The sequence below is a fragment of the Gammaproteobacteria bacterium genome (assembly GCA_037388465.1).
Lineage (GTDB): Bacteria > Pseudomonadota > Gammaproteobacteria > SpSt-1174 > SpSt-1174 > JARRKE01.
Genome location: JARRKE010000001.1, coordinates 11,385 through 27,017, shown reverse-complemented (window position 1 = coordinate 27,017; position 15,633 = coordinate 11,385). Strand labels below are relative to the sequence as shown.

Annotated in this window: 11 protein-coding genes; 8 read left to right on the top strand and 3 right to left on the bottom strand. The window is 63.1% G+C overall.

Going from position 1 to position 15,633, the window contains the following annotated elements; all coding sequences use genetic code 11:
• Nucleotides 1-57: 57 nt before the first annotated feature.
• The 3 genes from infC to P8Y64_00115 all read right to left on the bottom strand — a co-directional run bounded on the left by infC (nucleotide 58) and on the right by P8Y64_00115 (nucleotide 3,451).
• On the bottom strand, nucleotides 58-576 hold the full coding sequence (gene infC / locus P8Y64_00125) for a translation initiation factor IF-3 (protein MEJ2058881.1): 519 nt from the start codon (nucleotides 574-576) through the stop codon (nucleotides 58-60).
• A gap of 3 nt (nucleotides 577-579) precedes the next feature.
• Nucleotides 580-2,511, bottom strand: coding sequence for a threonine--tRNA ligase (thrS, locus tag P8Y64_00120; GenBank protein ID MEJ2058880.1), 1,932 nt, complete (start codon nucleotides 2,509-2,511; stop codon nucleotides 580-582).
• A gap of 142 nt (nucleotides 2,512-2,653) precedes the next feature.
• The gene (locus tag P8Y64_00115) at nucleotides 2,654-3,451 is read right to left on the bottom strand and encodes an IclR family transcriptional regulator (protein ID MEJ2058879.1); all 798 of its coding nucleotides are present in this window, start codon (nucleotides 3,449-3,451) and stop codon (nucleotides 2,654-2,656) included.
• A 147-nt stretch (nucleotides 3,452-3,598) separates the two neighbouring features.
• Between P8Y64_00115 and P8Y64_00110 the strand changes: the two genes are divergently transcribed.
• From P8Y64_00110 to P8Y64_00075, 8 genes are all read left to right on the top strand, one after another.
• On the top strand, nucleotides 3,599-5,827 hold the full coding sequence (locus P8Y64_00110) for a phosphoketolase (GenBank protein MEJ2058878.1): 2,229 nt from the start codon (nucleotides 3,599-3,601) through the stop codon (nucleotides 5,825-5,827).
• A gap of 66 nt (nucleotides 5,828-5,893) precedes the next feature.
• Nucleotides 5,894-7,240 carry a four-carbon acid sugar kinase family protein gene (locus tag P8Y64_00105; GenBank protein ID MEJ2058877.1) on the top strand — a complete coding sequence of 449 codons (1,347 nt, stop codon included), beginning with the start codon at nucleotides 5,894-5,896 and terminating at the stop codon, nucleotides 7,238-7,240.
• Nucleotides 7,241-7,410: 170 nt separating this feature from the next.
• The gene (aceB, locus tag P8Y64_00100; protein MEJ2058876.1) at nucleotides 7,411-9,009 is read left to right on the top strand and encodes a malate synthase A; all 1,599 of its coding nucleotides are present in this window, start codon (nucleotides 7,411-7,413) and stop codon (nucleotides 9,007-9,009) included.
• A 109-nt stretch (nucleotides 9,010-9,118) separates the two neighbouring features.
• Nucleotides 9,119-9,874, top strand: a complete 756-nt coding sequence (locus P8Y64_00095) for a (Fe-S)-binding protein (GenBank protein ID MEJ2058875.1) — start codon at nucleotides 9,119-9,121, stop codon at nucleotides 9,872-9,874.
• On the top strand, nucleotides 9,871-11,301 hold the full coding sequence (locus tag P8Y64_00090) for a LutB/LldF family L-lactate oxidation iron-sulfur protein (protein ID MEJ2058874.1): 1,431 nt from the start codon (nucleotides 9,871-9,873) through the stop codon (nucleotides 11,299-11,301). Before P8Y64_00095 ends, P8Y64_00090 begins: the two co-directional genes overlap by 4 nt.
• Complete coding sequence (locus tag P8Y64_00085) at nucleotides 11,298-11,930, top strand: LUD domain-containing protein (protein ID MEJ2058873.1); 633 nt, start codon at nucleotides 11,298-11,300, stop codon at nucleotides 11,928-11,930. The genes P8Y64_00090 and P8Y64_00085 overlap by 4 nt, the downstream gene beginning before the upstream one ends.
• A gap of 203 nt (nucleotides 11,931-12,133) precedes the next feature.
• Nucleotides 12,134-13,291: a TRAP transporter substrate-binding protein DctP gene (gene dctP / locus P8Y64_00080; protein MEJ2058872.1), complete on the top strand. Its 1,158-nt coding sequence runs from the start codon at nucleotides 12,134-12,136 to the stop codon at nucleotides 13,289-13,291.
• Nucleotides 13,292-13,380: 89 nt separating this feature from the next.
• Complete coding sequence (locus P8Y64_00075; protein ID MEJ2058871.1) at nucleotides 13,381-15,609, top strand: TRAP transporter large permease subunit; 2,229 nt, start codon at nucleotides 13,381-13,383, stop codon at nucleotides 15,607-15,609.
• Nucleotides 15,610-15,633 lie beyond the last annotated feature (24 nt).

Below are 15,633 nucleotides of genomic sequence, written 5' to 3'. Positions count from 1 at the left end.
CTCATTACTGCCCCGGCATCGTGGCCGAGGACGCTATCATATTGAAATCGTTAAGAATTACTTCTTCTTGGGCGACATGACCATAATCATCTGCCGCCCTTCCATCTTGGGGAACTGCTCGACGACGGCGATCTCTTCCAGGTCCTTCTCGATCCGCTTGAGCAGTTCGGCGCCCAGCTCGCGGTGCGCCATCTCCCGTCCACGAAAGCGGATGGTGATCTTGGCCTTGTCGCCGTCGCCCAGAAACCGGGTCAGGTTGCGAAGCTTGATGTTGTAGTCACCGATGTCCGTACCCGGACGAAACTTCACTTCCTTGACCTGGATCTGCTTCTGCCGTTTGCGCGCGGCCTGCTGCTTCTTGCTCTCCTCGAACTTGAACTTGCCGTAGTCCATCACCCGACAGACCGGGGGCTCAGCGTTCGGGACGATCTCGACCAGATCGAGCTCGGCCTCTTCGGCCCTTTTCAGGGCGTCGTCCAGCGAGACCACACCTACGTTTTCGCCTTCGGCATCGATCAACCGGACGTTCGAGGCGGTGATCTCGTCGTTGAGCCTGTGCGATTTCGTCGCGCTAATACGTCATTCCTCCAAAACAGAGCGGCCGCGGCTCGCGATTTCCTCGGTGAGGCGCTGGCCCAGGGCTTCTAACCCGAGACTACCCAGGTCCTCGCCGGCTCGCGTGCGCACGGCCACTGTTCGATCCTCTGCCTCGCGATCCCCGACCACCAACAGGTAGGGCACGCGTTGCAGCGTATGTTCGCGAATCTTAAAGCCTATTTTCTCATTTCTCAAGTCGGAAACGGCCCTGATCCCCTGTTTTTTCAGGAATTTCTCCACCTCGAGGGCGTATTCGGCCTGGCGATCGGTGATGTTCATCATCACGGCCTGCACCGGCGCCAGCCAGAGCGGCAGCTTGCCCTCGTGATGCTCGATCAGGATACCGATGAAACGCTCCAGCGAACCCAGGATGGCGCGATGCAGCATGACGGGCACGTGCCGCTCCCCGTCCTCGCCCACATACTGGGCATCCAGCCGGCCGGGCATGGAGAAATCGACCTGGATGGTGCCGCATTGCCAGGCACGGCCCAGGCAATCCTTGAGCACGAATTCGATCTTAGGCCCGTAAAAGGCGCCTTCCCCCAACTGCAGGTTCCAGTCCAGCCCCTTGTTGTTGAGCGCCAGCTCGAGGGCGTGCTCGGCCTTGTCCCACAGGGCATCCTCGCCCACCCGCTCGTCGGGGCGGGTGGAGAGCGCGACGACCACGTCCTCGAAGCCGAAGTCGCGGTAGACCTCGAACACCAGGTCGATGAAGGCCGAGACCTCGGACTGGATCTGATCCTCGGTACAGAAGATATGCGCATCGTCCTGGACGAAGTTGCGCACCCGCATCAGGCCGTGCAGCGTGCCGGACGGTTCGTTGCGGTGACAGGAACCGAACTCGGCCAGCCGCTGCGGCAGATCGCGGTAGCTCTTGAGCCCCTGGTTGTAGATCTGCACGTGGGCCGGGCAGTTCATCGGCTTGATGGCGTATTCCCGGTTCTCGGACTGGGTGGTGAACATGTTCTCCTGGAACTTGTCCCAGTGCCCCGACTTCTCCCACAGGGTACGGTCGATCACCACGGGGGTATGCACCTCCTGGTAACCGTGGGCCCGCAGCTTGTCGCGAATGTATTCCTGCAGGATCAGGTAGATGGTCCAGCCCCGATCGTGCCAGAACACCATGCCGGGCGACTCTTCCTGGGTATGGAACAGGTCCATCTGCTTGGCGATGCGCCGGTGGTCGCGTTTTTCCGCTTCCTCCAGGCGGTGCAGATAGGCCTTGAGCTCTTTCTTGTCGCGCCAGGCCGTGCCGTAGATGCGCTGCAGCATGGGATTGCGCGAATCGCCACGCCAGTAGGCGCCGGCCACCTTCATCAGCTTGAAGCCGTTGCCCAGACGCCCCGTGCTCGGCAGGTGCGGACCGCGGCAAACGTCGAACCACTCGCCCTGGCGATAAACCGAGACCTCCTCGCCATGCGGAATGATGTCGTCGATGATCTCGACCTTGTAGGTCTCGCCCAGCTCGCCGAACACCTTGATGGCCTCGTCGCGGTCCCACACCTCGCGCTGGATGGGGAGATCGCGTTTGACGATCTCGTGCATGCGCGCCTCGATCTTTTCCAGATCGTCCGGCGTGAAGGGCTCGTCGCGGGCGAAATCGTAGTAAAAGCCGTCCTCGATGGCAGGGCCGATGGTGACCTGCGTCCCGGGAAACAGTTCCTGAACGGCCTGGGCCATGACGTGCGCCGCGTCGTGGCGCATCAGTTCCAGCGCCTCCTCGTTCTTGGAGGTGACGATGGCCAGTTCGGCGTCATTCTCGATCCGGTAACTGGTGTCGACCATATGGCCGTCGACCTTGCCGGCGAGCGCGGCCTTGGCCAGGCCGGGACCGATGTCGGCGGCGACGTCGTAAACCGTGACGGGCTGATCGAAATGGCGGACGGAACCGTCCGGGAGGGTGATGTCTGGCATGAAGGCTCCAGTGGCGACCTATACGAGGGGCCGCTTGTTTATCGATAGTGAACGGGTTTTTGTCTTGGATTAACCGGGCTGCGCGATAGTGCGCATCAGCCCGTTACCGAATTGACAATGGTGCAAAAACCGCGCGTGTTTGTCAAAGCCCAGTAGCCGCCTCGCCGCGTTTTTCCCCTTTGTAGCCGAGGCGTTCGGAGATGCGATCGGCCGCCTCGACCAGCATCGCTGCCCATTCGTCGCGCCGGCGTTCGATGGGGGCGGAGATGGACAACCCCGCCACCGGCACGCCGGCCGCGTCGCGCACCAGCGCACCGATGCATCCCACGCCAAGCTCGGCCTCCTCGTTATCGAAGGAGTAGCCCTGCGCCATCGCCTGCAGGCCGGCGCGGCCCAGGCGCTCAGGATCGTTGAGGGTGTTGGGGGTGTAGGCCGGCAGGCCCGTGCGGCGCGCATAGTCGCGGATCGCCTCCTCGCCCTCCGCCCCGAGCATGAGCTTGCCCACCGCCGTCACGTGCAGCGGGGCGCGGCTGCCAATCACCTGCTCCACCCGCATCATGCGGTTCGGCGTGGCGCGCTCCACGTAGATCACCTCGTCGCCTTCGCGAATGGTCAGGTTGACGCTCTCTCCGACCCGGTCGCGCAACGCCTCCATGATCGGCTGCGCCTCCTGCCGGATGTCGATCCCGGGATGCACGCGCGACGCGAGCCGCAGCAGGTGCCGCCCCAGACGGTAGCCGCCGCCCTCTTCCCGGTCGACGAAGCCATGCTCGACCAGGGATGCCAGAATCCGGAACGCGGTGGAGGAATGCAGTTCGGTCTCGGCGGCCAGCACCTTGAGGCTGACCGGTCCCGTATAACGGGCTATGGCCTCGAGCAGCAGAGCCATGCGATCGATGACCTGAATGGAGGATGCGGACTTTCCAGACTCATTTTTCATGATGCAAAACCGATTCTATATGACGGATGCCTAGATTCCATAATACGAAATACTTTCTATATTGTGAAATAGTACACCCTTGGCTAAGGTCATGTCATGCCCGACGGCACTGCCGTTTCCGTTTCATATGATGACGAGGACACCGACATGAGCACCGCCCCCATCAAGCTTGCCGAGGAGATCGAGTTCCCGGCTTTCTGCAAGGGCATCCAGTATTTCGCCGATCCCTGGCCCGATTTCGCGACCCACGGCGCCCAGCCCGTGATCGGTGAACAGCAGACCGCCATCGCCGATCCGAATATCCCCGACGCCGTTTATCAGACCCTGCAGATGGCCGACGCCCTGCGCTATCTGACCCTGCAGGTGACCGGCGCCAAGGGATCGGGCCATCCCGGCGGCTTCGCCTCCTCGGCCGATGCCTATGCCGCACTGGTGATGCTCGGCCATACCAACATCGTGACGGAGGTCGGCCACCATGCGCCCGGCTTCTACAGCGCCATGTTCCTGGACACCTCGCTCGAAGAGATGGGCATCAAGACCGTCGAGGACATGCGCGCCCGCTTCCGCGAGCGCGAAGGCCTGCTCGGCCACCTGTCCGGCGCCATCCCCGGCCTGCTGGCACCCGCCGGGCCGCTCGGTCAGGGCCAGCACTTCGCCATGGCCGGCGCGTTGCTGCACCCCGACAAGCTGTTCCCCGTGACCATCGGCGACGGCGGCATGGGCGAACCCTACGTGCTCAATTCCATGCTGCACTTCCATACCGCCTATCCGCAGGTGACCAACTTCCTGCCCGTGCTGATCTGGAACGGTTACAGCCAGGAACACCATTCCATGTGCTCCACCTGGAGCAATGAGCAGATGACTGCCTACTGGAAGGCGCACGGCTTTGAAGAAGTCATCCTGATCGACGCCAAGGACTTCGACGACAGCGACCAGGCCAGCGCCTACGCCGACAGCACTTATTTTTCGTTCCGGAACCGGCTCGCCTTCGCCGGCGCCGTGCTGGCGGGGGCGGACCGCGCGGCACGCTCCGCGTTCGATGGCAGGCTCACCGCTGTGATCATCAAGCAGATGAAGGGCGCGGGCGTGCACACCGTCGGCTCCAAGTCGCACAACCTGTATCCCAAGGACACCCTCGACCAGCCGCACATGATCGAGGGCCTGCAGCGCCGCGCGCTGAATCCCGAGGCCTGGGAGACCGTGCGCGCCAACTTCATCCGCGCCGGCGGCGGACCCGCCGCCAGGACGGCCGTCACCGAGCACGAGCTCGAACTGACCCCGCTCGGCAAACTGCCCATCCAGGCCTTCGATAAAGGAGGCGACAAGCAGGTGCCCGCCACGGCCATGGGCGCGCTGGTGGCCTACGTCGGCCAGCAGGACAAGCGCTTCGTGGTGACCAATGCCGACGGCAACGAGGCCTCGGCGATGAAGAACATCAACGATGCCCTGAAGATCCGCCATCCCACGGTGGACCCGCTCTACAATCAGGAGCCGAACGGTCAGGTCTACGAGCCGCTCAACGAGGACGCCTGCGCCGGCCTCAGCGCCGCGCTGGCCCTGTTCGGCGGACGTTCGCTGTGGCTGTCCTACGAGAGCTTCGCCATCAACGGCTGGCCCATCGTGCAGACCGTGTCCCAGGCCATGGCCGAACTGCGCCGCAAGACGCCGTCGGTGGTGTGCATGTTCACGGCCGGTGCGCTCGAACAGGGGCGCAACGGCTGGACCCACCAGCGCCCCGAGATCGAGAACTACTTTGCCGCCATGATGCGCAACGGCAACAGTTATCCGTTGTTCCCCTGCGACGCCAACATGATGCAGGTGGCCTACGAATGGGCAACCAACTCCTTCAACAAGAGCATGGTGATCATCGCCTCCAAGAGCCCCCTGCCCGTTCACACGACAGTCGAGCAGGCCCGCGAAGGCATCGAGAAAGGCGCGGTGACGCTGTACGAAAGCACCGAAGGCAACAAAGACATGGTGGTGTTCGCCGTCACCGGCGACATGGTCCTGTTGCCGGTGTTCGCCGCCAAGGACGAGCTCGAGGCACAGGGTCACCGCGTGCGCATCGTGGCCGTCGCCAACCCGCGCCGCGTCTACCGACCCACCGACGTGGCATGGGACTCCGTATCGCAGCCCGACAACAGCTTCATGGATGATGATCATTTCAACGCATTGTTCGACGGCGACATCCTGGTCGGCGTCACCGGCGGCGCCAGCGGTTCGCTGGAGCCCGTGATGCTGCGCACGCGCGCGCCCAGGCGGGACGTGTTCGCCTGGAAGCGCGGCGAGACCACCGTTTCGCCTGATCAGCTGTTCGAGTTCAACGGCATGACCGCCGGGGACATCGTCGCGCGCGTGAAGCAACTGGCAGACTGAAAGGTGTTTCCGTTCGGGGCGGCGATTCGCCGCCCCGTTCAGCCGCACCGAACATGAGAGATCGCCATGGCCGAAACCAAGATCATCGCCCTGGACGACGACCCGACCGGATCACAGACGGTCCATGGCTGCCTGCTGCTCACCCGTTGGGACGTCGGCACCCTGAAGCAGGCCCTCACGGACGATTCGCCGTTGTTCTTCGTACTCACCAACACCCGCGGCATGGGCGCCGACCAGGCCGAACACGTCACGCGCGAGGTCTGCCACAACCTGAAGCGGGCCCTGGATGAACTCGCGCAGACCGGACGTCCCATCAACCCGTTGATGATCAGCCGCTCGGACTCCACCCTGCGCGGCCATTACCCGGTGGAGACGGACGTCATCGCCGAGGAACTCGGACCGTTCGACGCCCATTTCATCGTGCCGGCGTTCATCGAGGCCGGGCGCATCACACGCGACAGCGTGCATTACGTGGTGATGGACGGCAGACCCGTCCCCGCACACGAAACCGAATTCGCGCGCGACTCGGTGTTCGCCTATCACCACAGCTACCTGCCTGACTATGTCGAAGAAAAAACCCGCGGTCGTATTCACGCCGGCCAGGTGGAACGCTTCACGCTGAACGACCTGCGTGGCGATCTGCGTCCCCGCCTCTCGCAGCTCAAGGACAACGTGTGCTGCGTGGTGGACGCCGAAACGCAGGACGACCTGAATCGCTTCGCCGATCAGCTCCTCGAGGTGGCCGGCGGCGGCAAACGTTTTCTGTTCCGCTCGGCGGCGAGCATCATCACCGCGCTGGCCAAGCTGCCGCCCCAGCCGGTCGCCCCCGAGGACATGGCGCGCTACGCACGCGATGGCTGGCCGGGTGCCGTCATCGTCGGCTCGCACGTCAAAAAAACCACCGAGCAGCTGGGCGAGTTGTTGAAGGAACGCGGCACGGTACCGATCGAGATCGACGTGGCGCGCATCGACACGGACCGCGAAGCCCTGCTCGAAGAGATTGTCGAGCGCACGACGCTGGCGCACGGACACGGCGATACCCCGGTGATCTTCACCAGCCGGGTGGAAAAGACCTTTGCCGACCAACAGACACGCCTCGCCTTCGGCGAACGGGTGTCCGCCTTCCTGATGGATGTGGTGCGCAATCTGCCGCCGACCATCGGCTTTCTGATCAGCAAAGGGGGAATCACCTCCAACGATGTGCTGAGCAGCGGCCTCGCGCTGCGCGCCGCGCGTGTCGTCGGTCAGATCCTCACCGGCTGCTCGGTCGTGCGCTGCCCTGTGGACCACCCGCGCTATCCCGAACTGCCGGTGGTCATTTTCCCCGGCAACGTCGGCGATGCCGGCGCCCTGGCCGAGGTCTTCCGACGGCTGCACAGGGCTCAGGACACGGCCCGGGCGATGACGCTTTGAGCACCGGGCCGCGCATCCGACCGGGAATTACCGGGGCAGTTGGACGAATAGAGGCTATAAATAATGAAAAGAAATAAAAGTCCCGCGCCATAACAAAAATCCAGGCACGGGCGGTTGGTAAACGCGGGACCGGAACACCGGCCCCGCGGCAAGCGGAGGAGGACTGGCTCATGCGCACAGCGACCACAGCTGCATCGGCCCATGAATTCACGAAATCCGTCAGGGAATTCGAGGATATCCTGACACCCGATGCCGTCGATTTCCTGGTTGAATTGCACCAGCGGTTCGCGGACGACGTCGCCGGAGTGCTCGACGCACGACGGCAACGCCAGGTCCCCCTCGATGCCGGCGCGCTACCCGACTTTCTGCCGGAAACCCGCGAAATCCGCGAATCCGAGTGGACCATCGGCAGCATACCCGCCGATCTGCAGGACCGCCGCGTCGAAATCACCGGGCCTACGGACCGCAAGATGGTCATCAACGCCCTGAACAGCGGCGCGAGCTGCTTCATGGCCTGCCTGGAGGACGCGCACTCCCCCACCTGGCGCAACACCCTGGAAGGACAGATCAACCTGCGTGATGCGGTGCGCGGCACCATCGAATTCACCTCGCCGGAAGGCAAGGCATACCGCCTGACAGACAATCCCGCGGTACTGCTGGTGCGCCCGCGCGGCTGGCATCTGCCCGAGAAACACATGCGCGTGCACAGCAAGCCGATTCCGGGTGCGCTGTTCGATTTCGGACTGTACTTCTTCCACAACGCCTACGCCCTGATCGACAAAGGCACCGGTCCCTATTTCTATCTGCCCAAGATGGAAAGTCACCGCGAAGCACGGTTGTGGAACGCCGTCTTCAACTACTCCCAGGATGCGCTCGACATCCCGCGCGGGACCATCAAGGCGACGGTGCTGATCGAGACCCTGCCCGCCGTGTTCGAGCTCGAGGAGATCCTGTGGGAGCTCCGGAACCACATCGTAGGACTCAATTGCGGGCGCTGGGACTACATCTTCAGCTACATCAAGACCCTGCGCGCGCATGCGGACCGCATCCTGCCCGACCGGGCCCAGGTCACCATGACGGTGCCTTTCATGCACGCCTACTCGCAGCTGGTCATCAAGACCTGCCACCGCCGTGGCGCCTTCGCCATGGGCGGCATGGCGGCACAGATCCCCATCAGGGGCGACGACGCGGCCAATACAGCCGCCTTCGCCAAGGTGCGCGCCGACAAGGAGCGGGAGGTGAAGGACGGTCACGACGGGACCTGGGTCGCCCATCCCGGCCTGGTCCCGCTGGCGCTCGAGGTCTTCAACGCCCACATGCCGCAGCCCAACCAGCTCGACCGCCAGCGCCCCGACGTGAACCCGACGCGCGACGACTTGCTGGCCGTACCCGAAGGACAGATCACCGAAACGGGCCTGCGTACCAACATCAACGTGGCCATCCAGTACATGGCCGCCTGGCTGGACGGACGCGGCGCCGTGCCCATCCACAACCTGATGGAGGATGCGGCCACGGCCGAGATCTCGCGTTCGCAGATCTGGCAATGGATTCACCATCCCGGTGGCATGCTGAGCGATGGACGCAAAGTGACGCTGGCGCTGTTCCGGCAGCTGCTGGAGGAAGAAATGGGCGTTATTCGCCAGGAAGTCGGCGAAGAAAACTACGAGGAAGGACACTACGCGCTGGCGGCACGGCTACTGGACGAAATCACCGACAGCGAAACGCTGCCGGACTTCCTGACCTTGAAGGCTTACGAGTATCTCGATTGAGAAATAAATAACGACGTCGCTTCATAAGCAGATAAGCAGAAGCTGCTTGATCTCAAGCGCCCACACGCTAGGATCATCCATGCGTCATTTAAATCAATAACTTCAAATCATGCGCGCCGCCCTGTTCGTCACCTGTCTTGCCGACCTGTTTCGTCCCCAGGTCGGCTTCGCCGCCCTCAAATTGCTCGAACAGGCCGGCGTCCAGGTCGACGTGCCGCAGATGCAAACCTGCTGCGGCCAACCTGCCTACAACAACGGCGACCGCGACGATGCCAAGGCCATCGCCCGGCAGGTCATCGAGACCTTCGAGGACTACCCCTACGTCGTGGTGCCCTCGGGTTCCTGTGCCGGCATGCTCAGGCTGCATTATCCCGAGCTGTTCGGCGACGAGCCGGGCTGGCAGGCCCGTGCCGAATCGTTGGCCGAACGCACTTACGAACTCATGCAGTTCTTGACCGATGTCGCCGGCCTCGCCGGCGTCGACGCGACCTACGACGGCACGGTCACCTACCACGACTCCTGTTCCTCGCTGCGCGAAATGCAGGTCCGGGCTCAACCGCGCCGCCTGTTGGGCACGGTGGACGGACTGACTCTCAAGGAAATGCGTGATACCGAGGTGTGCTGCGGTTTCGGCGGCACCTTTTGCGTCAAGTATCCGGACATCTCCGAACGCATGGTGAGCGACAAGGTGGCCGCCATCGAGGCGAGCGGCGCCGACACCCTGCTGGCGGGTGATCTCGGCTGTCTGCTCAACATCGCCGGCCGGCTCAAGCGACTCGACAGCACCGTGCGCGTGTATCACGTCGCGGAAGTCCTGGCCGGCATGACGGACGTGCCAGGCATCGGTGACGGGGAATCCGCGTGAACCCGCAATCCCATGCGTTCAAACACAATGTCGAGGCGGCGCTCGACGACGTCCAGTTGCAGCAGGCCCTGCGCAACGTCGGACGCGGTTTCGTCGTCAAACGGCGCAGCGCGCTCGACGCCCTGCCCGAGTTCGAGGCGTTGCGCGTAGCCGCCCGCGACATCAAGGACCGTACCCTCGCCCGACTTGCCGAACACCTGGAACGTTTCGAGGCGGCGGCCACGCAGGCCGGCGCACAGGTCCACTGGGCACGCGACGCGGCCGAGGCCTGCGACATCGTCGTAAACCTGTGCCGGGAAGCCGGTGCGAAACGGGTCGCCAAGGGCAAGTCGATGGTGGGCGAAGAGATCGGCATCAACCCGGCCCTGGAAGCCGCCGGTTTCGAACCCATCGAAACCGACCTGGGGGAATACATACTGCAGCTCGCCCACGAGCCGCCCTCGCACATCATCGCGCCGGCCATTCACAAGACCCGTGGGCAGATCGCCGATCTCTTCCGCGAAGCGCATCGCGTGCACGGACTCGGCGAGCATCTGGAAACCGTGCCGGACATCGTCAACGAGGCGCGCCAGGTGCTGCGCGAACAGTTTCTCAGTGCAGACGTGGGCATCACCGGTGCGAACTTTCTGATAGCCGAAACCGGCTCCACCGTGATCGTCACCAACGAGGGCAACGGTGATCTGAGCGCGACCCTGCCGCGCACCCATATCGTCACCGCGAGCATCGAAAAGGTGGTGCCCACCCTGGACGACGCCAGCGTGCTGCTGCGCCTGCTGGCGCGCAGCGCCACCGGTCAGGAAACCACCGCCTACACGACGTTCTTTACCGGCCCGCGTCGGCCCGAGGATGCCCATGGTCCGGAAGCGTTTCATATCGTGCTGATCGACAACGGGCGCTCGCAGATGCTGGGCGGCGAATTCCACGACATGCTGCGCTGCATCCGCTGCGGCGCCTGCCTGAACCATTGTCCGGTCTACAACACGGTGGGAGGACACGCCTACGGCTGGGTTTACCCCGGCCCCATGGGCTCGGTGCTTACCCCGCTCATGGTCGGACTCGCCGAAGGCGCCAACCTGCCCAACGCCTCGACCCTGTGCGGACGCTGCGAGGAAGTCTGCCCCATGTCGATACCGCTGCCGCGCATGCTGCGCGCGCATCGCATCCGGGAGTTCGAGACGCGACTCACGCCGCCCCGTTCGCGCTATGCGCTCAAGGCCTGGGCCTGGCTGGCCCGGCGTCCGCGGCTTTATCACCGGATCCTGGGTCCGGGCATGCGTCTGCTCGGCCTCCTGGGACGGCGGCAGGGGCGCTTTCGCTGGCTGCCGCTCGCCGATGCCTGGACCCGCGCGCGCGACCTGCCGGCACCGGTGGGACCGAGCTTCATGGCGCAGTATCGCCGTACCCGACGCGAAGGAACCGGATCGTGAGCAGCGCCCGCGACGACATTCTGGAACGCGTACGGCGCACCACACGCGAACCGGAGCGTGCGACGGACGTCCCCGCGAGGGAAGCGCTGCATCCTCACTGGGACGGACCGCTGCTCGACCGTTTTGCCGGCCGGTTGGAGGCCGCGGCCGGCACGCTCGCCCGCGCCACGACGGCCGCCGGGGTGGTCAAGGAGATACGCCGCTATCTGGCCGGCCGGGAAGCGGCAACCGATCCGGTACTCGCGCCGCATCCCCTGCTCGAACGGCTGCCCTGGCCGGACGACTTCAAAGTGCTGCGCCGCCCTTTCGAGGCGCATGACCGCGTCGCGATCAGCGTCGCCTTCGCGGGTATTGCCGAGACCGGCAGTCTGGTGCTGGGATCGAGCCGGCAGACCCCTACCCTGCTCAATTTTTTACCCGACATCTATCTCTGCGTCATCGACGCCGAACGCGTGGTGCCCTACATGGAGGATGCCTTCCGGCTGATGCTCGAGGAACAGGGGGCGTTTCCACGCAGCCTGAATCTCATCACCGGTCCTTCGCGTACGGCCGATGTCGAACAAACCATCCAGCTCGGTGCGCATGGACCCCGTAATGTCCATGTGATCCTGTGGGAGGAACAGCCCTGATTTTTCGCCATACGGAAACACTGTCACATGCAGCAAATCCATCCGCTGCTATGAATGGGAGGACGTGTTTCATATTTTCGCCATACGGAATCGATGTCACATTCTGCAAGCTTGTGCCCTGATATTACTTGTGGGTAATCTCGAAGGCACAAAAACCAGGGCCTTGCATGACAAGGCCTGACTACCAAAGAGAGGGGAGCGTCATGACTAACAGTGATAAACCAGAGGACAAAAGTACGCTGGGCACGGAGGGCGAGGAGACCGCATCGGGTCGCCGCAAATTTTTGAAAAACGCGGCGATCGCGGGGGGAGCCGTCATACTGGGGGCGCCATACATCCGTAGTGCGGAAGCCGCCAGCACGCAGACCTGGAAGGTCCAGACCACCTGGGATGCCGGCACCACGGGCTACAAGCTGTTCGAGGGCTGGTGCAACAGCATCAAGGAAAAATCGGGGGGCGAACTGAGCTTCAAACCCTTCCCCGCGAAATCCGTCGCGGCGGACAATAACGCCCTGTTCGACGCCGTACGCAGCGGCGTGCTGCAGGCGATGAATCCGTTCTCGCTCTACTGGTCCGGCAAGATCCCCGCCACGGTGTTCCTGTCATCCTATCCCGCCGGTCCCGATCTGCCGAGTCAGTGGGAAACGATGTTCTACGGTCTGGGCATGCTGGAAATGACCCGAGACATCTATAAGAAGTACGGGCTGTTCTACGTGGGCCCCATCCAGCACGACGCCAACATCATTCACTCCAAGACCCCGGTCGACAACCTGGAACAGCTCAAGGGCATGAAGATCCGCCTGCCCGGCGGCATGGTCGCGGAGGTGTTCGAGAAATTCGGCGTCAGCACCACCAGCATGCCCGGTTCGGACATCTACCCCGCACTGGAGAAAGGCACCATCGACGCGGCCGACTACGTGGGCCCGGCGATCAACTGGGACCTTGGCTTCGCCGAGGTGACGAAATACATCATCTGCATGGGCCCTCCCGGACACACCTCGCTGTATCAGCCGGTGGACCTGATGGACCTGACCGTGAACATGGGTGCCTGGAAGCGACTGTCGCCCAAGATGCAGAAGTTCGTCGAGGAACAGGTGCAGACCTATTCCGTGCACCATTACACCGCCATCCAGAAAGCGGACTTGGTTGCGATGGACAAGTTCCTCAAGGCCGGCACCAGCGTTTCGCGCCTGTCACCGGAAGACGTGACGCGGTTCCGGCGTGCGGCAATCCCTGTGTGGTACGAATGGGCCAAGAAGAACCCCGACGCCAAGCGGGTCTTCAAGCTCCAGCTCGACTACATGCTCAACCCCTATATGGGTTACGTGACGAAGGACGACATCAAAGGACTCAGCCTGTAACCGGGCTTGAAGACCGTCGTTGAGTGTAGCGGACGGCAGTGCGCCGTCCGCCCTTTATAAAACTTCATCACCTCCGGTAACCCACGACCATGTCCGAATCAGTCAATATCGTTCTACCCCATTGGGTGTATTGGGGATGGCTGGCGATCATGCCCGTCATCTTCATGTGGCTTACACGCAAGAGTTCGAAACTTGCCGCCACCCCCTCGCCCGACGAGGAGACCGCCCTCCAGGTTCTTGCCGAAGAAGACCCCGCACTGCATGCACCGGGCAACTGGCTTACCCGCGGCATCGACTGGGTGAGCGAACAAAGCGGCGTGTTCGTCTCGCTGTGGACCGTCAATGCGGTGTGCGCCTACTTCTACGAGGTCGTATCGCGCTACCTGTTCGACGCACCGACCATCTGGGTGCATCAGGCCTCTTATCTGATGTTCGGCATGCAATATGTGATCGCCGGGGCATTCGCTCTGCTGCACGGCGACCACGTCCGGGTCGACGTGATCTACGTCAAGCTGCCCAAGCTCGGGCAGATCGGCATGGATATCTTTACGTCGGCGTTCTTTTTCATGTTCTCGCTGGCCATGCTCGGCACGTCCTGGACCTTCTTCACGGACTCGCTCGGCATGCTGGAGACCACGGACGAAACCTGGCGCATCCAGTTCTATCCGATCAAGGCCACGATGGTGCTGGGCGCGGTTCTGCTGACCCTGGCCGGCCTGTCCAAGCTGATCAAGGATATCCAGGTGTATCGCCAGCTGCGGCGTCAGGGCATCGATACCGCACAATCCTCCGCTGAGTCGGAGACCAGCAGGCGCGGCAAGATCGGCACGTACATACTGCTCGGCGCCATGGGCATCGTGTTGCTGGTGTCGCTGATCCAGTTGGTCAACATCCTGTTCTACGACCCGTACGGCGACAAGCACTTCCTGTTCACTCTGAGCGGCGTCTTGAGCAACGTCGATGTCGCCACGCTGACCATCCTGATGTTCGTTTCACTCGCCGCCCTGCTCATGATGGGCCTGCCCATGGCCTTCGTGGTCGGCGGACTGGGGGTGGTATGGATCTATCTGGTCGGCGGGCAGACCATGCTCAACATCATCCCGAGCCGGATCTTTCCGCTCATGGCCAACTCGGACCTGGCGGCCATTCCGCTGTTCATCTTCATGGCCTCCATGCTGGAACGCGCCGGCCTGATCGAGGAGATGTTCGACGTGGTCTACAAGTGGATGGGCGGACTGCGCGGCGGACTGGCCGCGGCCACCATCCTGGCCTCCACCATTCTGGCCGCGATGGTCGGGGTGATCGGCGCCGCGGTGGTGACCATGGGCATCATCGCCCTGCCCGCCATGCTCAAACGCAAGTACGACCCGCAGATCGCCCTCGGTTCGATCATGGCCGGCGGCACGCTGGGTATTCTGATCCCACCCTCCATTCTCGCCATTCTGTACGCCGTGGTGGCGCAGCAGTCCGTCGGCCGGCTCTACCTCGGTTCCGTGCTGCCGGGTCTGATGCTGTCCGGCACATACGTCCTTTACGTGCTGATCCGCACCTGGCTCAAACCGGAAATGGGGCCATCCCTGCCCGTGGAGGAACGCGTCAATCTGAAGGAAAAGCTCATGCTGCTGTTCCGGCTTGCAGCGCCGGTCGCTCTGGTCTTCCTGGTCCTGGGCCTGCTGTTCGCGGGTATCGCCACCCCGGTCGAGGCGGCCGGTATCGGATCGTTCGGTGCCATGGTGGTCGCGGCCATGCACGGACGGTTCAGTCTCCAGGCCGTGCGCGAGGCATCCATTACCACGGCGCGCGCCTCGGCCATGGTGCTGTGGATCATTTTCGGCGCGTCGATCTTCGTCGGGTTCTTTATCCTCCAGGGTGGCCAGCAGTTCATCACGGAAAGCATTCTCGGTTCGGGCCTGTCGCCGTACGGCATCCTGCTGGTAATGATGATCATGCTCATCTTCCTGGGCATGTTCCTGGACTGGGTCGGCATCCTGCTGCTGACCGTGCCGATCTTCGTACCCATCATCAAGTCGCTGGCCTTCGGTGGGATGTTCGGGCTGCCTGCGCCTGAAGCCGATGATCTGGCGCTGTGGTTCGGCGTGCTGTTCCTGGTCAACATGCAGATGTCCTTCCTCAGTCCGCCGTTCGGCTACGCGCTGTTCTACATTCGCGGTGTCTGCCCGCCCGAAATAAGCATGGGCACGATCTTCCGCTCGTCGATCGCCTTCCTGATCATGCAGCTGACCGGTCTGATCCTCTGCGTCCTGTTCCCGGGCATCATTACCTGGCTGCCGGACGTGGTGTATGGTGCCGGTTCCTGACGCAGCCAACTGACGGGAAGAAAC

Bases quoted from the DNA above. Each gene is read 5' to 3' on its own strand.
- P8Y64_00115 (MEJ2058879.1), bottom strand. From the start codon at position 3,451: ATGAAAAATGAGTCTGGAAAGTCCGCATCCTCCATTCAGGTCATCGAT.
- P8Y64_00075 (MEJ2058871.1), top strand. From the start codon at position 13,381: ATGTCCGAATCAGTCAATATCGTTCTACCCCATTGGGTGTATTGGGGA.
- aceB (MEJ2058876.1), top strand. From the start codon at position 7,411: ATGCGCACAGCGACCACAGCTGCATCGGCCCATGAATTCACGAAATCC.
- P8Y64_00110 (MEJ2058878.1), top strand. From the start codon at position 3,599: ATGAGCACCGCCCCCATCAAGCTTGCCGAGGAGATCGAGTTCCCGGCT.
- P8Y64_00105 (MEJ2058877.1), top strand. From the start codon at position 5,894: ATGGCCGAAACCAAGATCATCGCCCTGGACGACGACCCGACCGGATCA.
- dctP (MEJ2058872.1), top strand. From the start codon at position 12,134: ATGACTAACAGTGATAAACCAGAGGACAAAAGTACGCTGGGCACGGAG.
- thrS (MEJ2058880.1), bottom strand. From the start codon at position 2,511: ATGCCAGACATCACCCTCCCGGACGGTTCCGTCCGCCATTTCGATCAG.
- P8Y64_00095 (MEJ2058875.1), top strand. From the start codon at position 9,119: ATGCGCGCCGCCCTGTTCGTCACCTGTCTTGCCGACCTGTTTCGTCCC.